This is a genomic window from Neobacillus sp. SuZ13 (assembly GCF_030123365.1).
Lineage (GTDB): Bacteria > Bacillota > Bacilli > Bacillales > Cytobacillaceae > Neobacillus.
The window spans coordinates 827812-843357 of the sequence record NZ_CP126107.1; the positions used below are offsets into that span (position 1 = coordinate 827812).

The 15546-nt window shown below is 37.7% G+C and carries 16 protein-coding genes and 2 pseudogenes; 14 read left to right on the forward strand and 4 right to left on the reverse strand.

Going from position 1 to position 15546, the window contains the following annotated elements:
* Positions 1-8: 8 nt before the first annotated feature.
* Positions 9-911 (reverse strand): DMT family transporter, encoded by a 903-nt coding sequence (locus QNH17_RS03950; protein WP_283877500.1) that lies wholly within the window; start codon positions 909-911, stop codon positions 9-11.
* A gap of 277 nt (positions 912-1188) precedes the next feature.
* Between QNH17_RS03950 and QNH17_RS03955 the strand changes: the two genes are divergently transcribed.
* From QNH17_RS03955 to QNH17_RS03995, 9 genes are all read left to right on the forward strand, one after another.
* On the forward strand, positions 1189-1683 hold the full coding sequence (locus QNH17_RS03955) for a protease inhibitor I9 family protein (protein WP_283877501.1): 495 nt from the start codon (positions 1189-1191) through the stop codon (positions 1681-1683).
* A 94-nt stretch (positions 1684-1777) separates the two neighbouring features.
* Positions 1778-3319 (forward strand): spore germination protein, encoded by a 1542-nt coding sequence (locus QNH17_RS03960; RefSeq protein WP_283877502.1) that lies wholly within the window; start codon positions 1778-1780, stop codon positions 3317-3319.
* A 7-nt stretch (positions 3320-3326) separates the two neighbouring features.
* A complete protein-coding gene (locus tag QNH17_RS03965) occupies positions 3327-4436 on the forward strand; it encodes a GerAB/ArcD/ProY family transporter (RefSeq protein ID WP_283877503.1) in 1110 nt (369 codons plus the stop codon).
* Complete coding sequence (locus QNH17_RS03970; protein ID WP_283877504.1) at positions 4411-5658, forward strand: Ger(x)C family spore germination protein; 1248 nt, start codon at positions 4411-4413, stop codon at positions 5656-5658. The genes QNH17_RS03965 and QNH17_RS03970 overlap by 26 nt, the downstream gene beginning before the upstream one ends.
* On the forward strand, positions 5659-5814 hold the full coding sequence (locus QNH17_RS03975; protein ID WP_283877505.1) for a hypothetical protein: 156 nt from the start codon (positions 5659-5661) through the stop codon (positions 5812-5814).
* Between the two features lie 228 nt (positions 5815-6042).
* Positions 6043-7197 (forward strand): ROK family protein, encoded by a 1155-nt coding sequence (locus QNH17_RS03980; RefSeq protein WP_481858612.1) that lies wholly within the window; start codon positions 6043-6045, stop codon positions 7195-7197.
* Positions 7198-7228: 31 nt separating this feature from the next.
* On the forward strand, positions 7229-8200 hold the full coding sequence (locus tag QNH17_RS03985; protein WP_283877507.1) for a 2-hydroxyacid dehydrogenase: 972 nt from the start codon (positions 7229-7231) through the stop codon (positions 8198-8200).
* A 300-nt stretch (positions 8201-8500) separates the two neighbouring features.
* A complete protein-coding gene (locus QNH17_RS03990) occupies positions 8501-9208 on the forward strand; it encodes a CAP domain-containing protein (protein WP_283877508.1) in 708 nt (235 codons plus the stop codon).
* A 148-nt stretch (positions 9209-9356) separates the two neighbouring features.
* Positions 9357-9734 (forward strand): VOC family protein, encoded by a 378-nt coding sequence (locus QNH17_RS03995; RefSeq protein ID WP_283877509.1) that lies wholly within the window; start codon positions 9357-9359, stop codon positions 9732-9734.
* A gap of 425 nt (positions 9735-10159) precedes the next feature.
* On the opposite strand, the gene QNH17_RS04000 is transcribed toward QNH17_RS03995, so the two are convergent.
* A complete protein-coding gene (locus QNH17_RS04000) occupies positions 10160-10639 on the reverse strand; it encodes a GyrI-like domain-containing protein (RefSeq protein WP_283877510.1) in 480 nt (159 codons plus the stop codon).
* A 243-nt stretch (positions 10640-10882) separates the two neighbouring features.
* Between QNH17_RS04000 and QNH17_RS04005 the strand changes: the two genes are divergently transcribed.
* Positions 10883-11128 carry a hypothetical protein gene (locus QNH17_RS04005; RefSeq protein WP_283877511.1) on the forward strand — a complete coding sequence of 82 codons (246 nt, stop codon included), beginning with the start codon at positions 10883-10885 and terminating at the stop codon, positions 11126-11128.
* A gap of 4 nt (positions 11129-11132) precedes the next feature.
* Positions 11133-11465, forward strand: a complete 333-nt coding sequence (locus tag QNH17_RS04010; protein ID WP_283877512.1) for a DUF2085 domain-containing protein — start codon at positions 11133-11135, stop codon at positions 11463-11465.
* 56 nt (positions 11466-11521) lie between these two features.
* On the opposite strand, the pseudogene QNH17_RS04015 reads toward QNH17_RS04010, so the two are convergent.
* Positions 11522-12537 (reverse strand): annotated as a pseudogene (locus QNH17_RS04015) (S66 family peptidase).
* A 93-nt stretch (positions 12538-12630) separates the two neighbouring features.
* On the opposite strand from QNH17_RS04015, the pseudogene QNH17_RS04020 reads away from it, so the two are divergent.
* Positions 12631-12858: pseudogene (locus QNH17_RS04020) on the forward strand (carbohydrate kinase family protein); the annotation flags it as partial.
* 68 nt (positions 12859-12926) lie between these two features.
* On the opposite strand, the gene QNH17_RS04025 reads toward QNH17_RS04020, so the two are convergent.
* Positions 12927-13691 (reverse strand): IclR family transcriptional regulator, encoded by a 765-nt coding sequence (locus QNH17_RS04025; protein ID WP_283877513.1) that lies wholly within the window; start codon positions 13689-13691, stop codon positions 12927-12929.
* 161 nt (positions 13692-13852) lie between these two features.
* Between QNH17_RS04025 and QNH17_RS04030 the strand changes: the two genes are divergently transcribed.
* Positions 13853-14500, forward strand: coding sequence for a bifunctional 4-hydroxy-2-oxoglutarate aldolase/2-dehydro-3-deoxy-phosphogluconate aldolase (locus tag QNH17_RS04030; RefSeq protein WP_283877514.1), 648 nt, complete (start codon positions 13853-13855; stop codon positions 14498-14500).
* Between the two features lie 87 nt (positions 14501-14587).
* Positions 14588-15430, forward strand: coding sequence for an aldo/keto reductase (locus QNH17_RS04035; RefSeq protein WP_283877515.1), 843 nt, complete (start codon positions 14588-14590; stop codon positions 15428-15430).
* The last annotated feature ends 116 nt before the right edge of the window (positions 15431-15546 follow it).

Genomic DNA, 15546 nt, shown 5'->3' on the forward strand with positions numbered 1-15546 from the left:
GCCTTCCATTACGGTGAAGTAGTGGGAGTCTGACCTTTTTTGGAGATTTTTAATTCTAGCTTTTCGCTTAAGAAAGTAGAACCTAAGACAAGGGCTCCGCCTATCATTTGAATTAGTGACATCCCTTCGTTTAGGAAGATCGCGGCAATGACGACGGCTGAAATCGGATCGATATAGCTGAGAACGGCAATCGTTTGCCCCTTCAGTTCTTGGAGAGAAGTAAAATATAAAAAATAAGCAAAACCAGTATGTAAAATCCCGAGAATAAAGATAAAAATAATCGAAGTTGAGCTTAAACCTCCGAAATCTAGATTACCTTGCCATAGTAAATAGGGAAACAGAACCAATGCTCCCGCCATTAATTGTACCAACGTAATCTCAAAACCTGACAAGTTTTTGATGAATTTATTCATTAAGACCACACTTGCATAAAAGGCTGCCGCTAAAAGGCCGTAGAAAATCCCTAACGTATTATTCTGTGATCCGCTTGTGCCGCCAGCACCAGGATTAACAATTAAAAACAAACCAATCATTGCTGTTGCGATGCAAATAACCTTTACGCTCGTCAATTTTTCTTTTAGAATCCAAGGTGCTAAGATCATCACAAAGATCGGTGCAAAGTAATAGCTAATCGTGGCATTGGATATCGTTGTATAACGATAGGATTCAAACAGAAAAATCCAATTCAAGCCAATCGCTGCCCCTGATAATAGTAGCAAAAGTGCATTTTCTTTTAACGCTTGATAAGATGGCTTATGTTTGACAAGGAAACTAGCTATTAACAAAAATAGACTCCCAATAACCCCTCGTAAGAAGGCAATTTCACTTGAAGATAGGTCAATCTTTTTTACAAAAACCCCGATGCTTCCAAAAATGAGCATCGTCAGAATAAGTCTCATTTTCCCCTTCATGTAGATCCCCCTCGTCCTTTATTGAATATTTCTTTTTGCTCAACTGCTGTTTTAGCAGGGGGCACTATCTTATTATGTTATAAACTGGAATTGCATAAAAATCAACAATTTATATCTACATCTTAAGCTCTTCTTGTAAAGAAAATGAAGAAGATGGGTAACGTAGAAGTGCCCAAAGCCCCCGACCTACGCTTTCCTCAATACCATGCGCCTATAAACCATCATAAAAGGTGAATACTAAATGCTATACTTTTGATTCAAAGGAGAGTCAATAATAATGAAGAAGTATTATAGTAGAGCCATTTTTGCAGTGGTTATCCTAGCTATAACTTGTGGTTGTAGTAAAAACAATCATCAAAAGGTTGAGCGAGAAGAGGTAAAAGAAACGATGAATCCTTCTGTCTATGTAGATCCTGCCATTGACCTCACTAGCAAACAAACCATCTCGATTATCATCGAATTCAAATCAAAACCAGCCAAAGTAGCAGTAATTGAAGCCGAAGCAAAGGGAATTCCTTTCACATTGGAGGAAGCAAAGAAACAGGTAGAAGATAGTCATTTAATGTTTCAAAAGGAACTGCACGAGATATTAGATAAGAATCAGATCCCCTATACCGTTCGGCACAAATATACGACAGCCTTAAACGGTGTGTCGATGGAACTACCCGCAAATGAAATCAAAAGGTTGGCAGAATCTTCGTCAGTCATTTCAAAAATATCACTCAATCGAAAAATCAAACTAGATCCTCCACCTAGTTTACCATTTGAATAACAACTGTGAAAATATAGGTGCGGTATTCTCACGATACATACATAAAGGCCTCCTAAAACTGGAAAACTATATAAAAACTAGGGGGTGGTTCGTTTTGAAGAAAAAAGTCTTAAAGCCGCTTTTTAAGAAGCTCAATGCAGAACCACAATTTAGCGAAGAATCCAATACACAGGATATTGAACTAAAAAAACAAGATATTAGCAGTAATTATGATCAAAATTTAGCAACATTTAAGTCCATATTCAGTATACCAAAGAATATCGATATCAAAGTACGTGAATTTATCATCGGTTCACTTGATCGCCGTGCTTTTATCATTTTTATAAGTACGATGGTCGACGCACAAAGCATTCAAGAAGGCATCATGGAAAAATTAATTGGTAACGATCAGCCGTCAGGTAAAATTCAAAATATCACTTCCTCCCCAAGTGAAAGGACAGCTACAAATATTGGGGAAATTACGGAATTTATTACAGGTGGAGTCACCGCACTCTTTGTGGATGGCGATACTCAATGCTACTTATTTGAAACGACGAAAATTACAGGCCGTTCCATTGAGAAATCCGATAATGAAGTGATTGTAAAAGGGGCAAAGGAAGCTTTTAACGAAAAGGTAATCGATAATATTGCCTTAATTCGTAAAAAGATAAGAAATGAAAATCTTATTGTTGAGGCAAAGGTTATTTCGAAACGATCCAGAAATGATGTATTTTTGGTTTATGAAAAAGACCTAGTAAATGATGAATTACTTCAAACGATTAAAGATAAGATAGCCTCAATCCAAACGGATAGGATTCTTGATCTAAGTATTTTAGAGCAATACCTAGAAGAACGACCAAGGTCATTATTTCCATCCATATTATATACAGAACGTCCTGACCGGGCGACATCCTTTATTGAAGAAGGTCACATCGTTTTATTAATGACAAATTCTCCAAGTTGTCTGGTACTGCCTGCTACCTTTTGGTCAATGTTTCATTCGCCGGAAGACCATTACCTACGCACACCCTATGGTAATTTCATCAGGTTTTTGCGATTTCAAGCTTTGTTTGTAGCCATGTTTGCTTCGCCCTTATATATTGCAATTACAAATTATCATGTAGGGATGATCCCGCCTGATTTGTTAATGGCCATTGCCGGGACAAGGGAACGTGTCCCTTTTCCATCGACCGTTGAAATCTTAATGATGGAAATCGCCTTTGAACTCATTCGAGAAGCGGGACTACGTGTGCCAACTCCTATTGGTCCAACGATTGGGATTGTCGGTGCACTGATTTTAGGCCAGGCTGCTGTTCAAGCGAATATTATTAGTCCGATTGTCATCATTGTTATTGCCTTAAGTGGCTTAAGCTCTTTTATTATCAGTGATGTGAGCATGAATTTTGCGATTCGCATCACACGCTTTTTGTTTATTTTTGTGGCAGCCTTTATGGGCATTTATGGCGCAGTAGCTTTATTTGTACCCGGACTCTTTTATTTAGTCTCATTAAAATCATTTGGCATTCCTTACTTTGCACCCATGACGCCGCATTTCATCTCTTCAAAAGACCTAATTATTCGTCATGTTCCCATGAAAGAAAGGTTTCGCCCAGGATATTTAAATCCAAAGGATACTGTCAAACAAAGAAAGGGATAAAAAACATATGAAGCAGCAACCTGGAAAAATTGGTATCCGTGAATATCTGTCCATCGCAATTTTAATGGTTGGTTCCAAAGTAACTGAAGACACACCAACGGCTCTGTTTCAAAAGGCCCAAAATGCAGCATGGATGATCCCGATTATAACGGCCGCATTCACTTTTATCCCGCTCTTTTTATTAATAAAGACCATGTCGTTGTACCAAAACAAAAATCTATTCTCTGTTATTCAAAAATTACTCGGAAAATATCTAGGATTTTTTGTCTGTCTTCTAATATTTATCATCAATGTATTTTCCATTTCGTTCGATTCAAGAACATATACAACGATCATTAGGACGTTTTATTTTAATAGGACACCGATTGTGATCATCTATGCCATCTTAATGGGTGTTTGTGCTTATGGTGCAAAAAAGGGAATTCAGCATATCGGATCGGTTGCCTATCTTATTATTTACTATGCAGTACTACTCTTGTATCTTGCGTTCGTATTATGTACTCAAGAAAGCAGTATTCAATCCCTTTTCCCCATTTGGGGTCCTGGAAAACTTGAACTATTGAAACAAAGCTCCCTAAATCTATCCCTTTTTTCTGAATTTTTTCTGTTTGCCTTAATAATACCGTCTATCGCATCATACAAAGATTTTCGAAAAGGTACGTGGATTGCCTTAGTTTACATCAGCATCCAATTAAGTGTGGGTATTATCATTTTCATCTGTTTGTTTGATGCATCCTTAAAAGGGATTGGTTATCCATTCCACACAGCGATTCGGTTTATTTCAATTGGAACTTTTTTTCCTAATATCGAAATCCTATTTTTCGTCATTTGGTTAATGGCGGCATTAATTCGTTTTACAGCATTTTTGTATATAAATGCACTTATGTTCGGTCAACTATTTAAAATTAAAAACTTTGAATTCCTCATTCCAGCATTGGCAACGATTTATTTATTGATTGGATCCATTCCGGAATCACCATATGATCTCAGTCTCCAACTGAAACCGATTTTAAGAAGTGTTATTGGTCCTACATTTTTGGTTGTTTCGATCACTTTATGGCTGGTTGCACTGCTAAAGGGAGAATTTAAACATGAAAAAAAAAGAGGCAGTATGTAGATTGTTATTGTTTTTCGTCATTGTTTGTTTATTAACAGGTTGTTGGGATCGTCAAGAAATTGAAGACAAAGCCTATGTGATCGGACTAGGACTAGATCGCTCTAAAGATGAAGGGAAAATCTTAGTCACCATGTTACTTGCCAATCCGGAAGTGGGCAGTATGCAAGGTGGTGGTGGGTCAACCGAAAAGCCTCGGGAAATTGTCTCGTTTGATGCCAATGATTTCATTGCGGCGAAAGCTACAGGCAATTCCGTCATCTCCCGGGATATTAGTTATGAACTATTAAAAATTATTGTTGTATCCGAGGAATATGCAAAAGACAAAGAGTTTATTAGGAAGTTTTACGACATCTTAAAGGATAAAGACATTCGCTTGGATTGTCATTTAGCCATATCTAAAGAAAAGGCAAGTGAATATTTTATTAATAATCAGCCGAAAATGGAAACAAGACCACATAAATACTTTCAATTCATGATTAATCACGGAATTGAAAATGGGTTCATCCCAGATTCCACCCTCTTTCGTTTTTTTACAACATTGGAAAGGGGGACAGATTTCTTTTTGGCGATGTACACAACAGCTGCTATGGAAAAAAATCCTCAAATAAAAAGTGAAGATGAATACATGGCAGGGCAATTGGATGCTACAGGCGAATTGGATGCTACACAGTTTATTGGGTCAGCTGTCTTTAGGAATGGCATGATGATTGATAAGCTAACCGGTCAAGAAACACGTAATATCAATATTCTAGATGATTCAACGAACATCCATGATATATTGGTTGATATACCTGATCCTTTTTCGGACGATCAGTTGCAGTTTGCAGCAAGAGTTATGAAAACAGAAAGTAATAAAGTGGAGATGGACTTAAAGGGTCAAAGGCCAAAGATTTTTATAACCATCCCTTTAAAGATAGAAATTATCTCAAACCCGTCAATGGTCAACTATACAGAGAAAAAAAATCAACAAATAGTAAAAAAACAAATAGCCGCTCATATAAAAACACTGAACGAAAAATTGTTAAAAAAAACTCAAACAAAATTTAAAGGTGTACCTTATCCATTATCCATGTATGCTCGCAAATACTTTGGGACGATCCAGGAATATAAAAAATTCAATTGGGGAAAATCATATCAGAAAGCGGACATTCATGTGAAAGTAGATGTTGAAATTGTTGATTATGGTAAAAGAATAAAAAAACCTCGAACGGTGGGGGCATAATTGAAAATATTTATTTACGTTAGTCTGTTTTTAATTATTGTTTATACCATGGGATTCGGCGTTTCCATGTGGAAGGAAAAACAAAAAATGGGTGCATTGGCCATATTTTTTCTTTCTCTTTGCTTGATTATCCTGCCTTTCTTCTCGATCCTTTAAAACTAATTTCAATCGCTAATACAATACCAAACACCGAGGGCTGGATATTCAGTCCTTTTTCACAAATAATTAGTTTGTTGTATGGATAAACTAATAAAATATAATGAATAAAGTGTTTTTAATAATAGAAGTGTAATTTTACTAATAATTAATTTATAATAGAAGTAAATGACCAGAATAATATAATGACTTAATTTATGCATTATACAAACGGGGTGTAAACTATTGATGATCGCGGATCAAATATTAGTGAAAAAAATGAACCAAAAGGTATTATTGAATGAAATTGTATCTAATTCCCCAATCTCGAGGGCGAGATTATCTGAAATAACAGGATTAAATAAGTCGACTGTATCTTCACAAGTAAATACTTTAATAGAAAAGAAGCTGATTTTTGAAATCGGACAAGGGCAATCCAGCGGCGGGAGAAAGCCTGTGATGCTTGTTTTTAATAAAAATGCCGGTTATTCAATTGGCATTGATATCGGCGTTGATTCAATCAATGGAATTCTAACAGATTTAAAGGGAAACATTGTCGTAGATCAATCCCATCAATTAGAGAAACCATCATTTGATCGAAACAAAGATGTTCTATTTTCCATGATTAAGGAACTTAGCAATCAAATCCCTGATTCTCCTTATGGTTTAATTGGCATCGGGATATGTGTTCCAGGCCTTGTCAGTACAGAGCAAAAGGTCATTTTTACTCCTAACTTCGACTGGAATTATCAAATTGACTTAAAAGCTGACATCGAAAAGGAATTTCAAGTACCCGTCTTTATTGAAAATGAGGCCAATGCTGGTGCCTATGGAGAAAAAGTCTTCGGGGCAGCTAAAAATTACGAAAACTTAATTTACGTGAGTGTCGGAACGGGAATCGGGATCGGCATTGTCATTAATCATGATATATATCGAGGGGTCAATGGGTTCGCTGGTGAAATGGGTCATTTAACCATCGACTATAATGGACTCAAATGCAGTTGCGGCAACAAAGGGTGCTGGGAATTATACGCCTCTGAAAAAGCATTACTCCACACTTTTCAGCAAAACAATCGTATCAATACCAGTCAGGAACTAATCCATCTGGCCAACCAAAATGATCCAGATGTATTAATGGCATTACAAAATTTCGGCTTTTACCTTGGAATTGGATTGACAAGCATCTTAAATACATTTAACCCACAAGCAGTTATTATCCGGAATGACATTGTTGAAGCTCTGCCTATGGTGATGAACTCAATTAGAAATTCTATATCATCGAGGAGTAATGACCAGTTTAGCAACACTCAGGAACTATTTCTCTCTTCCTTAGGAAAAAATGCTCCTGCCTTAGGGACGTCTTCAATTGTTATTGAACATTTCTTAGAAATGTTTACATCTTAAATCAGGTACATGCTGAAAGGTGGAGGTAGGTTTGAAAAAAACGATTTATATTACGAGAAAGCTACCCGGAGAAATTGTCGATAAACTTTCAAGTCAATTTCATGTAAAGATGTGGTCTGAAGAAAATGTTCCCGTTCCAAGAGATGTGTTATTAAAAGAAATTGAAGAGGTAGACGGGCTGATCTGTCTATTAACAGAAAAGATTGACGAAGAGGTCCTGAGTAAAGCGAAACAGTTACAGGTCATTAGTAATATTGCGGTTGGCTATAATAATATCGATATTCAAACGGCAACAGATAGGGGAATGATCGTAACTAACACACCTGGCGTATTAACCGAAACGACAGCGGATTTAACGTTTGCCCTTCTAATGGCAGCAGCTAGAAGAGTGGTTGAGGGATCGGATTATTTGCGCAGTGGGGAATGGGGCGCCTGGTCCCTTATGCAAATGACTGGACAGGATATTTATGGGGCCACCTTAGGAATTATTGGATTAGGCAGAATTGGCGAAGCCCTCGTTAAGCGGGCGCATGGGTTTGATATGAACGTTCTCTATCATAATCGGACACGGAAATTGGAAAAAGAAGAACAGCTAGGAATTCACTACAGAGAAATGAGGGACTTGTTACAGCAATCTGATTTTGTTTGCCTGCTGCTGCCGTACAGTCCTGAAGTTCACCACTTGATCGGTAAAGATGAATTGTCGCTCATGAAAAAAGATGCGATTCTGATCAATACCGCAAGAGGGGGCATTGTTGATGAAGAAGCATTATATCATTCATTGAAAGATGGAGAGATTTGGGGAGCCGGGCTGGATGTATTTGAACAAGAACCCGTATCATTGGATCACCCCTTATTGTCCCTGCCAAATGTGGTAACACTCCCGCACATTGGAAGTGCAAGTGTGAAAACAAGAATGAAGATGGCTCATTTAGCTTCCGATAATATGCTGAGTGTATTAACAGGAGGTGAAGCCCTTACCCCAGTTAATACTAAAAAGTAAAATACGATACTTTTCTGAAATATTTGTTAAGAAGGATGGTCTTCGCAAGAGGTGTCAATATTACTTCTCATTATAATTATTGGTAGTTTTTCTGTAATTTGGTAAAAGGTGCAAAAAGGACTGTTTTTTCTTGATAGTGAAAGAGACTTAGAGTATCAGGAGTTAGCTTGAAATAAAGTTTCTAATAGAATGGATCATACTTTCTGTTGTAAAATATTTCCTCAAATATGACAAAAATCATATGTTACGATGAATTTGCGGAAAAACGGCAAATTGTCGAAATAGGAGGAAGAATCAATAATGAAGAAAAAAGCAATTCTTACTGTTGCAGCTGCAGCGGCATTAATGATGTCAAATCCGGTCTTAAATAAAGCCCATGCGGCCACTAATAGCCCGTCGGTACAGGAAAAGGTCTATGTATACCAAGGGACAAATATGAATGAAATTAATAATGTCATTGAGAAATATCTTGCTAGTTTAGGATTTACTTTTTCACATAATACTATAAAGCAGCCAACTCAGTCTCAACCGGATCAAACGATCGCAACACAAGAGCCTGCTCAAACTGCGCCACAGCCTGTCCAGCATCAACCGGCACCTGTGACGAATACAGCCCAAAATACTAGTACCTTAAGTGCTTATGAGCAAAAAGTAGTTGATTTAACCAATCAAGAACGAGCTAAAAATGGCTTACCGGCCCTTGAAGTGGATGTAACACTTAGCAAAATGGCACATGAAAAATCACGTGATATGTCTGCAAATGGCTACTTTAGCCATACAAGCCCAACATACGGTTCACCTTTTGATATGATGAAGAAGTATGGGATTACCTATCGTTATGCAGGTGAAAATATTGCCATGGGACAGCGTACTCCTGAAGAAGTCGTCAAAGCTTGGATGAATAGTGAAGGACATCGTAAGAATATACTTAGCCCGAATTACAATTATATTGGGGTTGGTTATGTCTCGCAGGGGAACTATTGGACACAGGAATTTATTGGTAAATAGGAAGATGAGAGCTTGGGGATGAATGATCCTCAAGCTTTTTAGTATTAAACTATAAAAATCATATAGTGACAGGAATTAGTTGAATGAATCTTGAATTACTAAAGGGGTAAATTAAAAGGTATAGTATATAAATTTAAGGGGTGGAAAAATGAAAGTATTAGGATTTGGCGGCATCTTTTGGAGATCAAAAAATATAGAAACTTTAAAAAAATGGTATAACGACGTTCTAGGTATCCCTATGGACAATGATTGGAATATGACGATCATTACTCCTGGAGCAGAGAATAAAACAGCCTTTTCATTTTTTACAGAGGATAACGAATATTTTCCTCAAGAGCAATCTGTTATGTTGAATTTTCAAATTGACAATATGGCTGAGTGTCTTGAGCATCTTAACCAAAGCGGGGTTCCTCTTTTGAAGGAGCCGGAGCAAAGTGAATTTGGAACATTTATTTGGATTTCTGATCCTGATGGCAGATGGATTGAACTGTGGGAAAAACCCACTGACGTTCAGGAAAAGAGATAATAGGCACGAATGTTTTCTTCATGACAAACAAACGGAGCCATTTAAGAAATCGGTTATAATCTTGCTCAAGATCCGGAATTAAAGCAAAGGAAGATTAGCCCGTTAACTGCAAATCAGCTTCCTTTAATGAAAGGAAAATAAGTGAAAGTATCCTGTTTTACCCTCAAAGTTAAGGGAGCATCATTTTAATCTGGTGCTCTTTCCTCAGTATCGGCTCCGCCTACGCCAAATACCATGATAGCCACGCATGCTATCCCCTCTAAAATGTACTATAACGCTAGATTGTTAATAAAATATGAACTAGTTGTTAATCATCCATTAATTTATTGACTATTAACTAATCAAACGTCTGATTAAATCTCCAGAACCATTGATATAAATGGCTTTGAGAGCCTAACCAAACGTTTGATTAGAAAAAGTAACGATCATTTTAAAGGAATCCAAATTTCCGAGTAGTAATCATCACCCCAAGGATCACCAGCTGAATAGACTTCTAAATCTGGCGTCCTAGCGTGCTTGTAATGGTTGGAAGGGAACCATTCGGTGTATATTTGTTTCCACACTTTTTGAATAGCATCAGGCATTGCACCGTTCACTTCAAATACCGCCCACTTTGAAGCTGGTATCTCGAGATTCATTAAGCCTTCGGGAGTGGCACCAGTATGTTCCGTAGCAATCCAGTAATCCATTAAATGTGGCTGAGTGTCGCGTTTATCGGCGCATACTCCAAGGACCCCCTTAATTTCCCCGTTATTCAACTTGAATAATAAATCATTGGTTCCATCTTGATGAACATCAGTCCACATTTTGGGGATCTCTATTAAGTTTTCACCATTCTTACATGAAATCTCCCGCTTGATTCCAACTACTTGGAAACTTTCTCTTTCGATAATTTTGTACTTCATAGGTTCCGCTCCTTTCAATGGTGGGTATTTGATTATATGATTATCCATATTATAGCAATGAAACTTTTTGAATTCCTCTCAATTTCAAACCTCTAAATTAGAGAAAGATCTTTTGCTAAGGTAATTTGAAGGTAAGTTATTCTTCAAAGGCGAATAAAATGATAGAATTCTATACAGCTAAAAGGATGGTAACGAGTCAGGAAATACTTAGTAAAGTTACTTCTAATTAAGAAGGTGATGAGGATGTTTTTTCTATTCTTAACGGCAATGATTATATGTTTTGTCGTGGGTACCACTTTATTGGTAAAAGGAACGATAACTGTCGGTGCGATTGCCATAGGTGCAGGAATCGTATTATTGCTGTTTATTTTGATTTATTATGGGAAAAAGAAGCATAGAAAAAAGAAATATGATTGGACTCCAGATTGCGATTGTATCCCTGATTTTGATTGTGGCCCAGATTGCGACTGTGGGCCGGATTGTAATTAATCTAATGAGATTACTAGATATCGTTCCATGTCATCGGATGAAGTCTCGGAGTTTAACCATTAAGGGATATACTCTCCCTTTATGTGCAAGATGCACGGGAATCTTAGCAGGCTATTTACTTTTCCCACTTTTGTTGATAGCAGGATTACATTTCTCATTATTGATCGGGCTCTTTTTAAATGTTCCGATGGTTATTGATGGGTGGACTCAGAAAAGGAAGTATCGGATGAGTAATAATATCTTGAGGGTTACGACTGGTATTTTGAGTGGATTTGGGCAAAGCATCGTTATCGTAACCGGAAGTGATTTAATAATAGCCAGTTTATTAGGTGGATAAAATTATTAAATGGGGCTGCCATTATGGCAGCCCTTTTTGCCTTTATTTTCGGTAAATTATGTTCGGAAAATCTGTTTAACCACTCCATTACCTTCTGAGACCTCTACCTCCGCATATGCCCCATTAATGAAGGTGATTTGTGGTGGAAGGTGCCCACAATCAATATCATAAATAACGGGTATTTTTAGCTCATCAGCTAGGTCTTGATAAACATCTTCCACCGTATAGTTTTCAACGGGCTTATTGGCTTCACTCCGTCCAAACATTAGGCCTGAACAGTTTTCAAACCAACCAGCTAATTTCATTTGGACTAAGGATCTCCGCAAATCAGCAGTATTCATTTCACAATTCTCTAAATACCAAATAACAGGCTCTTCGTTTATATGTTTTTTCCTAAAAGCATCTACATCACCGAATGGTGTCCCGATAAGATGCCTAATAATGTCAACACACCCGCCGAGCAAGCGCCCTTCGATCTTAGCAGGTTGGTTTCCGACAACCTTCCAAACCGTCTGTTCGGTTAAATGAAAGACACAGGGGGATGGATTCGAATGCTGCCATTCCTTTTGATAATTTTCAGAGGAATTCTGAATAATAGCTTCTCCCGAGTTCGTTGCTAACACAGACTCCCACATGGCGGTCGTTTCATCCATTAATTCTCCTCTTAAATCTACGAGATTTGTCCCATGAGCGGTAGCGATACCTGTTTTTAAGGTAATCGCAAGCAAAAGAGCACTTACATCAGAATAGCCTAAAACCCACTTGTTATTAATCTTTTCATAGTCTATATGTTCGAGAATCTCGATTAATAATTCCCCGCCCCATGGTGGAATGATGATGTCAATATCACTGTTTTGCATCATTGCATTAAATTCAGCTGCACGGATTAAAGCTGGAGCTGATTTAGCCTTGTCTTGAGTCCAACTTGTTTCTCCACAGACCACCGTGAATCCTCTTTGTCCATCCGGCTGCATGCAAGTCTATAGACTTCATGTAATGGTCCGGGCACACCTGATGAGGGTGCAGTTACTCCAATGGCAGCTCCCTTTTTTAAATGCGGATAGGTAATCATAATAAAAATCCTCCAAAAATACTTTTACATGATTTTACCAAAAGTATTGGTAATATTCATCAAAATATTAATTCATTTTAAGGTGAGCAATTCTACACCGAGGGATTCCCAGTAAAGAAAGTTGTTGATACGGTAGGTGCTGGTGACGGATTTGCCGTTGGAGTGGTCAGCGGGATATTAGAAGGTTTACCATTGAAGGAAGCGGTAAAACGCGGAGCAGCCATCGGTGCGCTTGCAGTGATGGCTCCTGGAGATAACGACGGATTACCTAATCGAGCCAACTTAGAAACTTTTATTGAAGAATCATTGGAGAAGCGTTAATAGAAGAATTGGAAAAAGGTAAAGAGAATCCGTATTATCAGGTTTTCTTTACCTTTGAATTATCTTGTTTAAGAACCTGTATACCCAAGGTTTCTTGAAATGGCGATACTATACTGTTTCATTTTGTCTATTAATGTATCGTTGATCAGATCCATCGTTACTCGATTGTTAGGTCCAGAAATACTAAAACTGGCAACAATCTTGCCTTTATGGTCGTAAATAGGTGATGCAATACATCTTAATACTTCTTCATTCTCGGCATTGTCTAAGGCATAACCCTGGACTTTCACCGTTTCAATTTCTTTGATGAGTTCTTCTTTAGATGTAATCGTTGTAGGTGTTTTTGGAATAAAGGTAATATTTGAAACGATGTCTTCAAATTTGTCCGGACACATATCGGATAGTAGTATTTTCCCAACAGCTGTGCAGTACATTGGGGCTCTGCTTCCAATGCGCGAATACATCCGGATGGTTTGATTGCTTTCAATTTTATCAATGTAAATGACTTCGCCGCGGTCTTCAATGCATAAATGAACGGTTTCATTCACTTCTTGCACTAATTTTTCTAAAAATGGCTTTGCGATCGTGACAATGTTTGATTGATTTAAAAGGTTTCTAGAAAGAAAGAGGACTTGTAAGCCAAGTTTATATTTGTCGGTTTCTTCATCTTTCATAACATAATTCATATTTGATAGTGTAGATAATAATCGATGAAGGGTACCTTTTGTCAGTCCAACCTGCTCCGCTAGCCGCGTAATCTGGATGCCGTCGGGATATTCAGAAAGCTTGTTTAATATGGTAAGAGCTCTTTCAAGGGATTGAACATTAGACATGATTTCTACCTCTTTTAAATGTTTTTCAGTTCATATTTTTGGAACGCCGTTCTATTATATGATACGATAAGAGTATGATTTTGTAAATTTAAATAAGAATGATGAAAACTATTTGAAAATATTTTGTTGAAAAGAAAATAAGTAGAAAGAAAGTGACTGCGATGAAAAAAATCAATATTTTAACGAAAATTGCGGAATGTGGTGTGGTTGCGGTTGTCAGGGCAGACTCAAAAGAAGAGGCTGTTAACATTTCAGAAGCCTGTGTGGAAGGCGGTATTCAAGGGATTGAGGTTACTTTCACCGTCCAAGGCGCAGAAGAAGTGATTAAAGAATTAGCAACCCTTTATCAAAATAATAATAATGTAGTGATTGGCGCAGGAACTGTACTTGATGCAACCACCGCAAGAATTGCGATTTTGGCGGGGGCGCAGTTTGTAGTGAGTCCAGCCTTTGACCAGGAAACGGCAACTTTATGTAATTTGTATCAAGTACCTTATATGCCTGGCTGTATGACCCTCACCGAAATGAAACGTGCATTAGAAGCGGGTGTTGATATTGTGAAACTGTTCCCTGGCAGTGCCTTTGGTCCAGATTTTGTTAAAGCAGTAAAAGCGCCGCTTCCGCAAATAAATATTATGCCAACTGGTGGAGTCAGTTTAGACAATGTCGAACAGTGGATTAAGAATGGCTGCGTAGCCGTTGGAGTAGGCGGTAATTTATTGGCACCAGCTAAAACAGGGGAATTTAACAAGATTACTGAGTATGCAAAACAGTATATTGAGAAAGTTCAAGCCGCCAGAGGAAGATAAACTGTATCGCATTGAGCTGTTTTCTAGTATCGAAACCAAGAACCCATAGTCCTTGTTTCGGTCTTTAATAAAAAGGAGGAATAGATGATGCCAACAAGTTTAAAAGACACAACTACATTACATAATGGTGTAAAAATGCCATGGGTAGGGTTAGGTGTATTCAAAGTGACTGAAGGAGAAGAGGTAGTTCAATCCGTTAAAGCAGCTATTAAGAATGGATATATTAGTATTGATACCGCCGCTATCTATAAAAATGAAGAAGGCGTTGGTCAAGCCATTAAAGAATCAGGGGTGCCGCGTGAAGAATTATTTATCACTTCCAAGGTATGGAATTCTGATCAAGGATATGAATCAACGTTAGCAGCCTTTGAAACCAGTCTTAACAAGCTTGGGCTTGATTATTTGGATCTTTATTTAATCCATTGGCCTGGAAAAAATAAATATAAAGAAACATGGAAGGCGTTGGAAAAGCTCTATAAAGATGGCCGTGTCCGCGCCATTGGTGTAAGTAACTTCCTTGTTCATCATCTAGAAGATTTAATCAGTACCGCAGAGATTAAACCAATGGTAAACCAGGTAGAATTCCATCCACATTTAACCCAAAAGGAATTACTTGCTTACTGTAAAAAGGAAGGCATTCAAATGGAAGCGTGGTCGCCGTTAAAACAAGGGCAGCTTCTAAATGAACCAGTTCTTGAAGATCTTGCTCATAAATATAATAAATCTGTTGCTCAAGTGATCTTACGCTGGGATCTACAGCATGGTGTGGTGACCATTCCAAAATCAATCAAAGAACATCGCATTATCGAAAATGCAGATCTTTTTGATTTTGAATTATCTGCTGAAGATATGGACAAAATCGATGGATTAAATCAAGATAGCCGTGCGGGCTCTCACCCAGATACAATGAGTGTCGGCTTTGAAGAATAGATTTCAATGATCAAACGTCTGCCTTTAATTTAAAGGGCAGGCGTTTTTTCTATCATAAGAAAAAATATGACTTATGCTATAATGTTGTATACCTTTATGGACAGCAGATCTTAAAC

Coding starts and splice junctions, on each gene's coding strand:
- QNH17_RS03950 (WP_283877500.1), bottom strand. CDS start 911: ATGAAGGGGAAAATGAGACTTATTCTGACGATGCTCATTTTTGGAAGC.
- QNH17_RS03955 (WP_283877501.1), top strand. CDS start 1,189: ATGAAGAAGTATTATAGTAGAGCCATTTTTGCAGTGGTTATCCTAGCT.
- QNH17_RS03965 (WP_283877503.1), top strand. CDS start 3,327: ATGAAGCAGCAACCTGGAAAAATTGGTATCCGTGAATATCTGTCCATC.
- QNH17_RS03970 (WP_283877504.1), top strand. CDS start 4,411: ATGAAAAAAAAAGAGGCAGTATGTAGATTGTTATTGTTTTTCGTCATT.
- QNH17_RS03980 (WP_481858612.1), top strand. CDS start 6,043: ATGATCGCGGATCAAATATTAGTGAAAAAAATGAACCAAAAGGTATTA.
- QNH17_RS03990 (WP_283877508.1), top strand. CDS start 8,501: ATGAAGAAAAAAGCAATTCTTACTGTTGCAGCTGCAGCGGCATTAATG.
- QNH17_RS03995 (WP_283877509.1), top strand. CDS start 9,357: ATGAAAGTATTAGGATTTGGCGGCATCTTTTGGAGATCAAAAAATATA.
- QNH17_RS04000 (WP_283877510.1), bottom strand. CDS start 10,639: ATGAAGTACAAAATTATCGAAAGAGAAAGTTTCCAAGTAGTTGGAATC.
- QNH17_RS04005 (WP_283877511.1), top strand. CDS start 10,883: ATGTTTTTTCTATTCTTAACGGCAATGATTATATGTTTTGTCGTGGGT.
- QNH17_RS04010 (WP_283877512.1), top strand. CDS start 11,133: ATGAGATTACTAGATATCGTTCCATGTCATCGGATGAAGTCTCGGAGT.
- QNH17_RS04025 (WP_283877513.1), bottom strand. CDS start 13,691: ATGTCTAATGTTCAATCCCTTGAAAGAGCTCTTACCATATTAAACAAG.
- QNH17_RS04030 (WP_283877514.1), top strand. CDS start 13,853: ATGAAAAAAATCAATATTTTAACGAAAATTGCGGAATGTGGTGTGGTT.
- QNH17_RS04035 (WP_283877515.1), top strand. CDS start 14,588: ATGCCAACAAGTTTAAAAGACACAACTACATTACATAATGGTGTAAAA.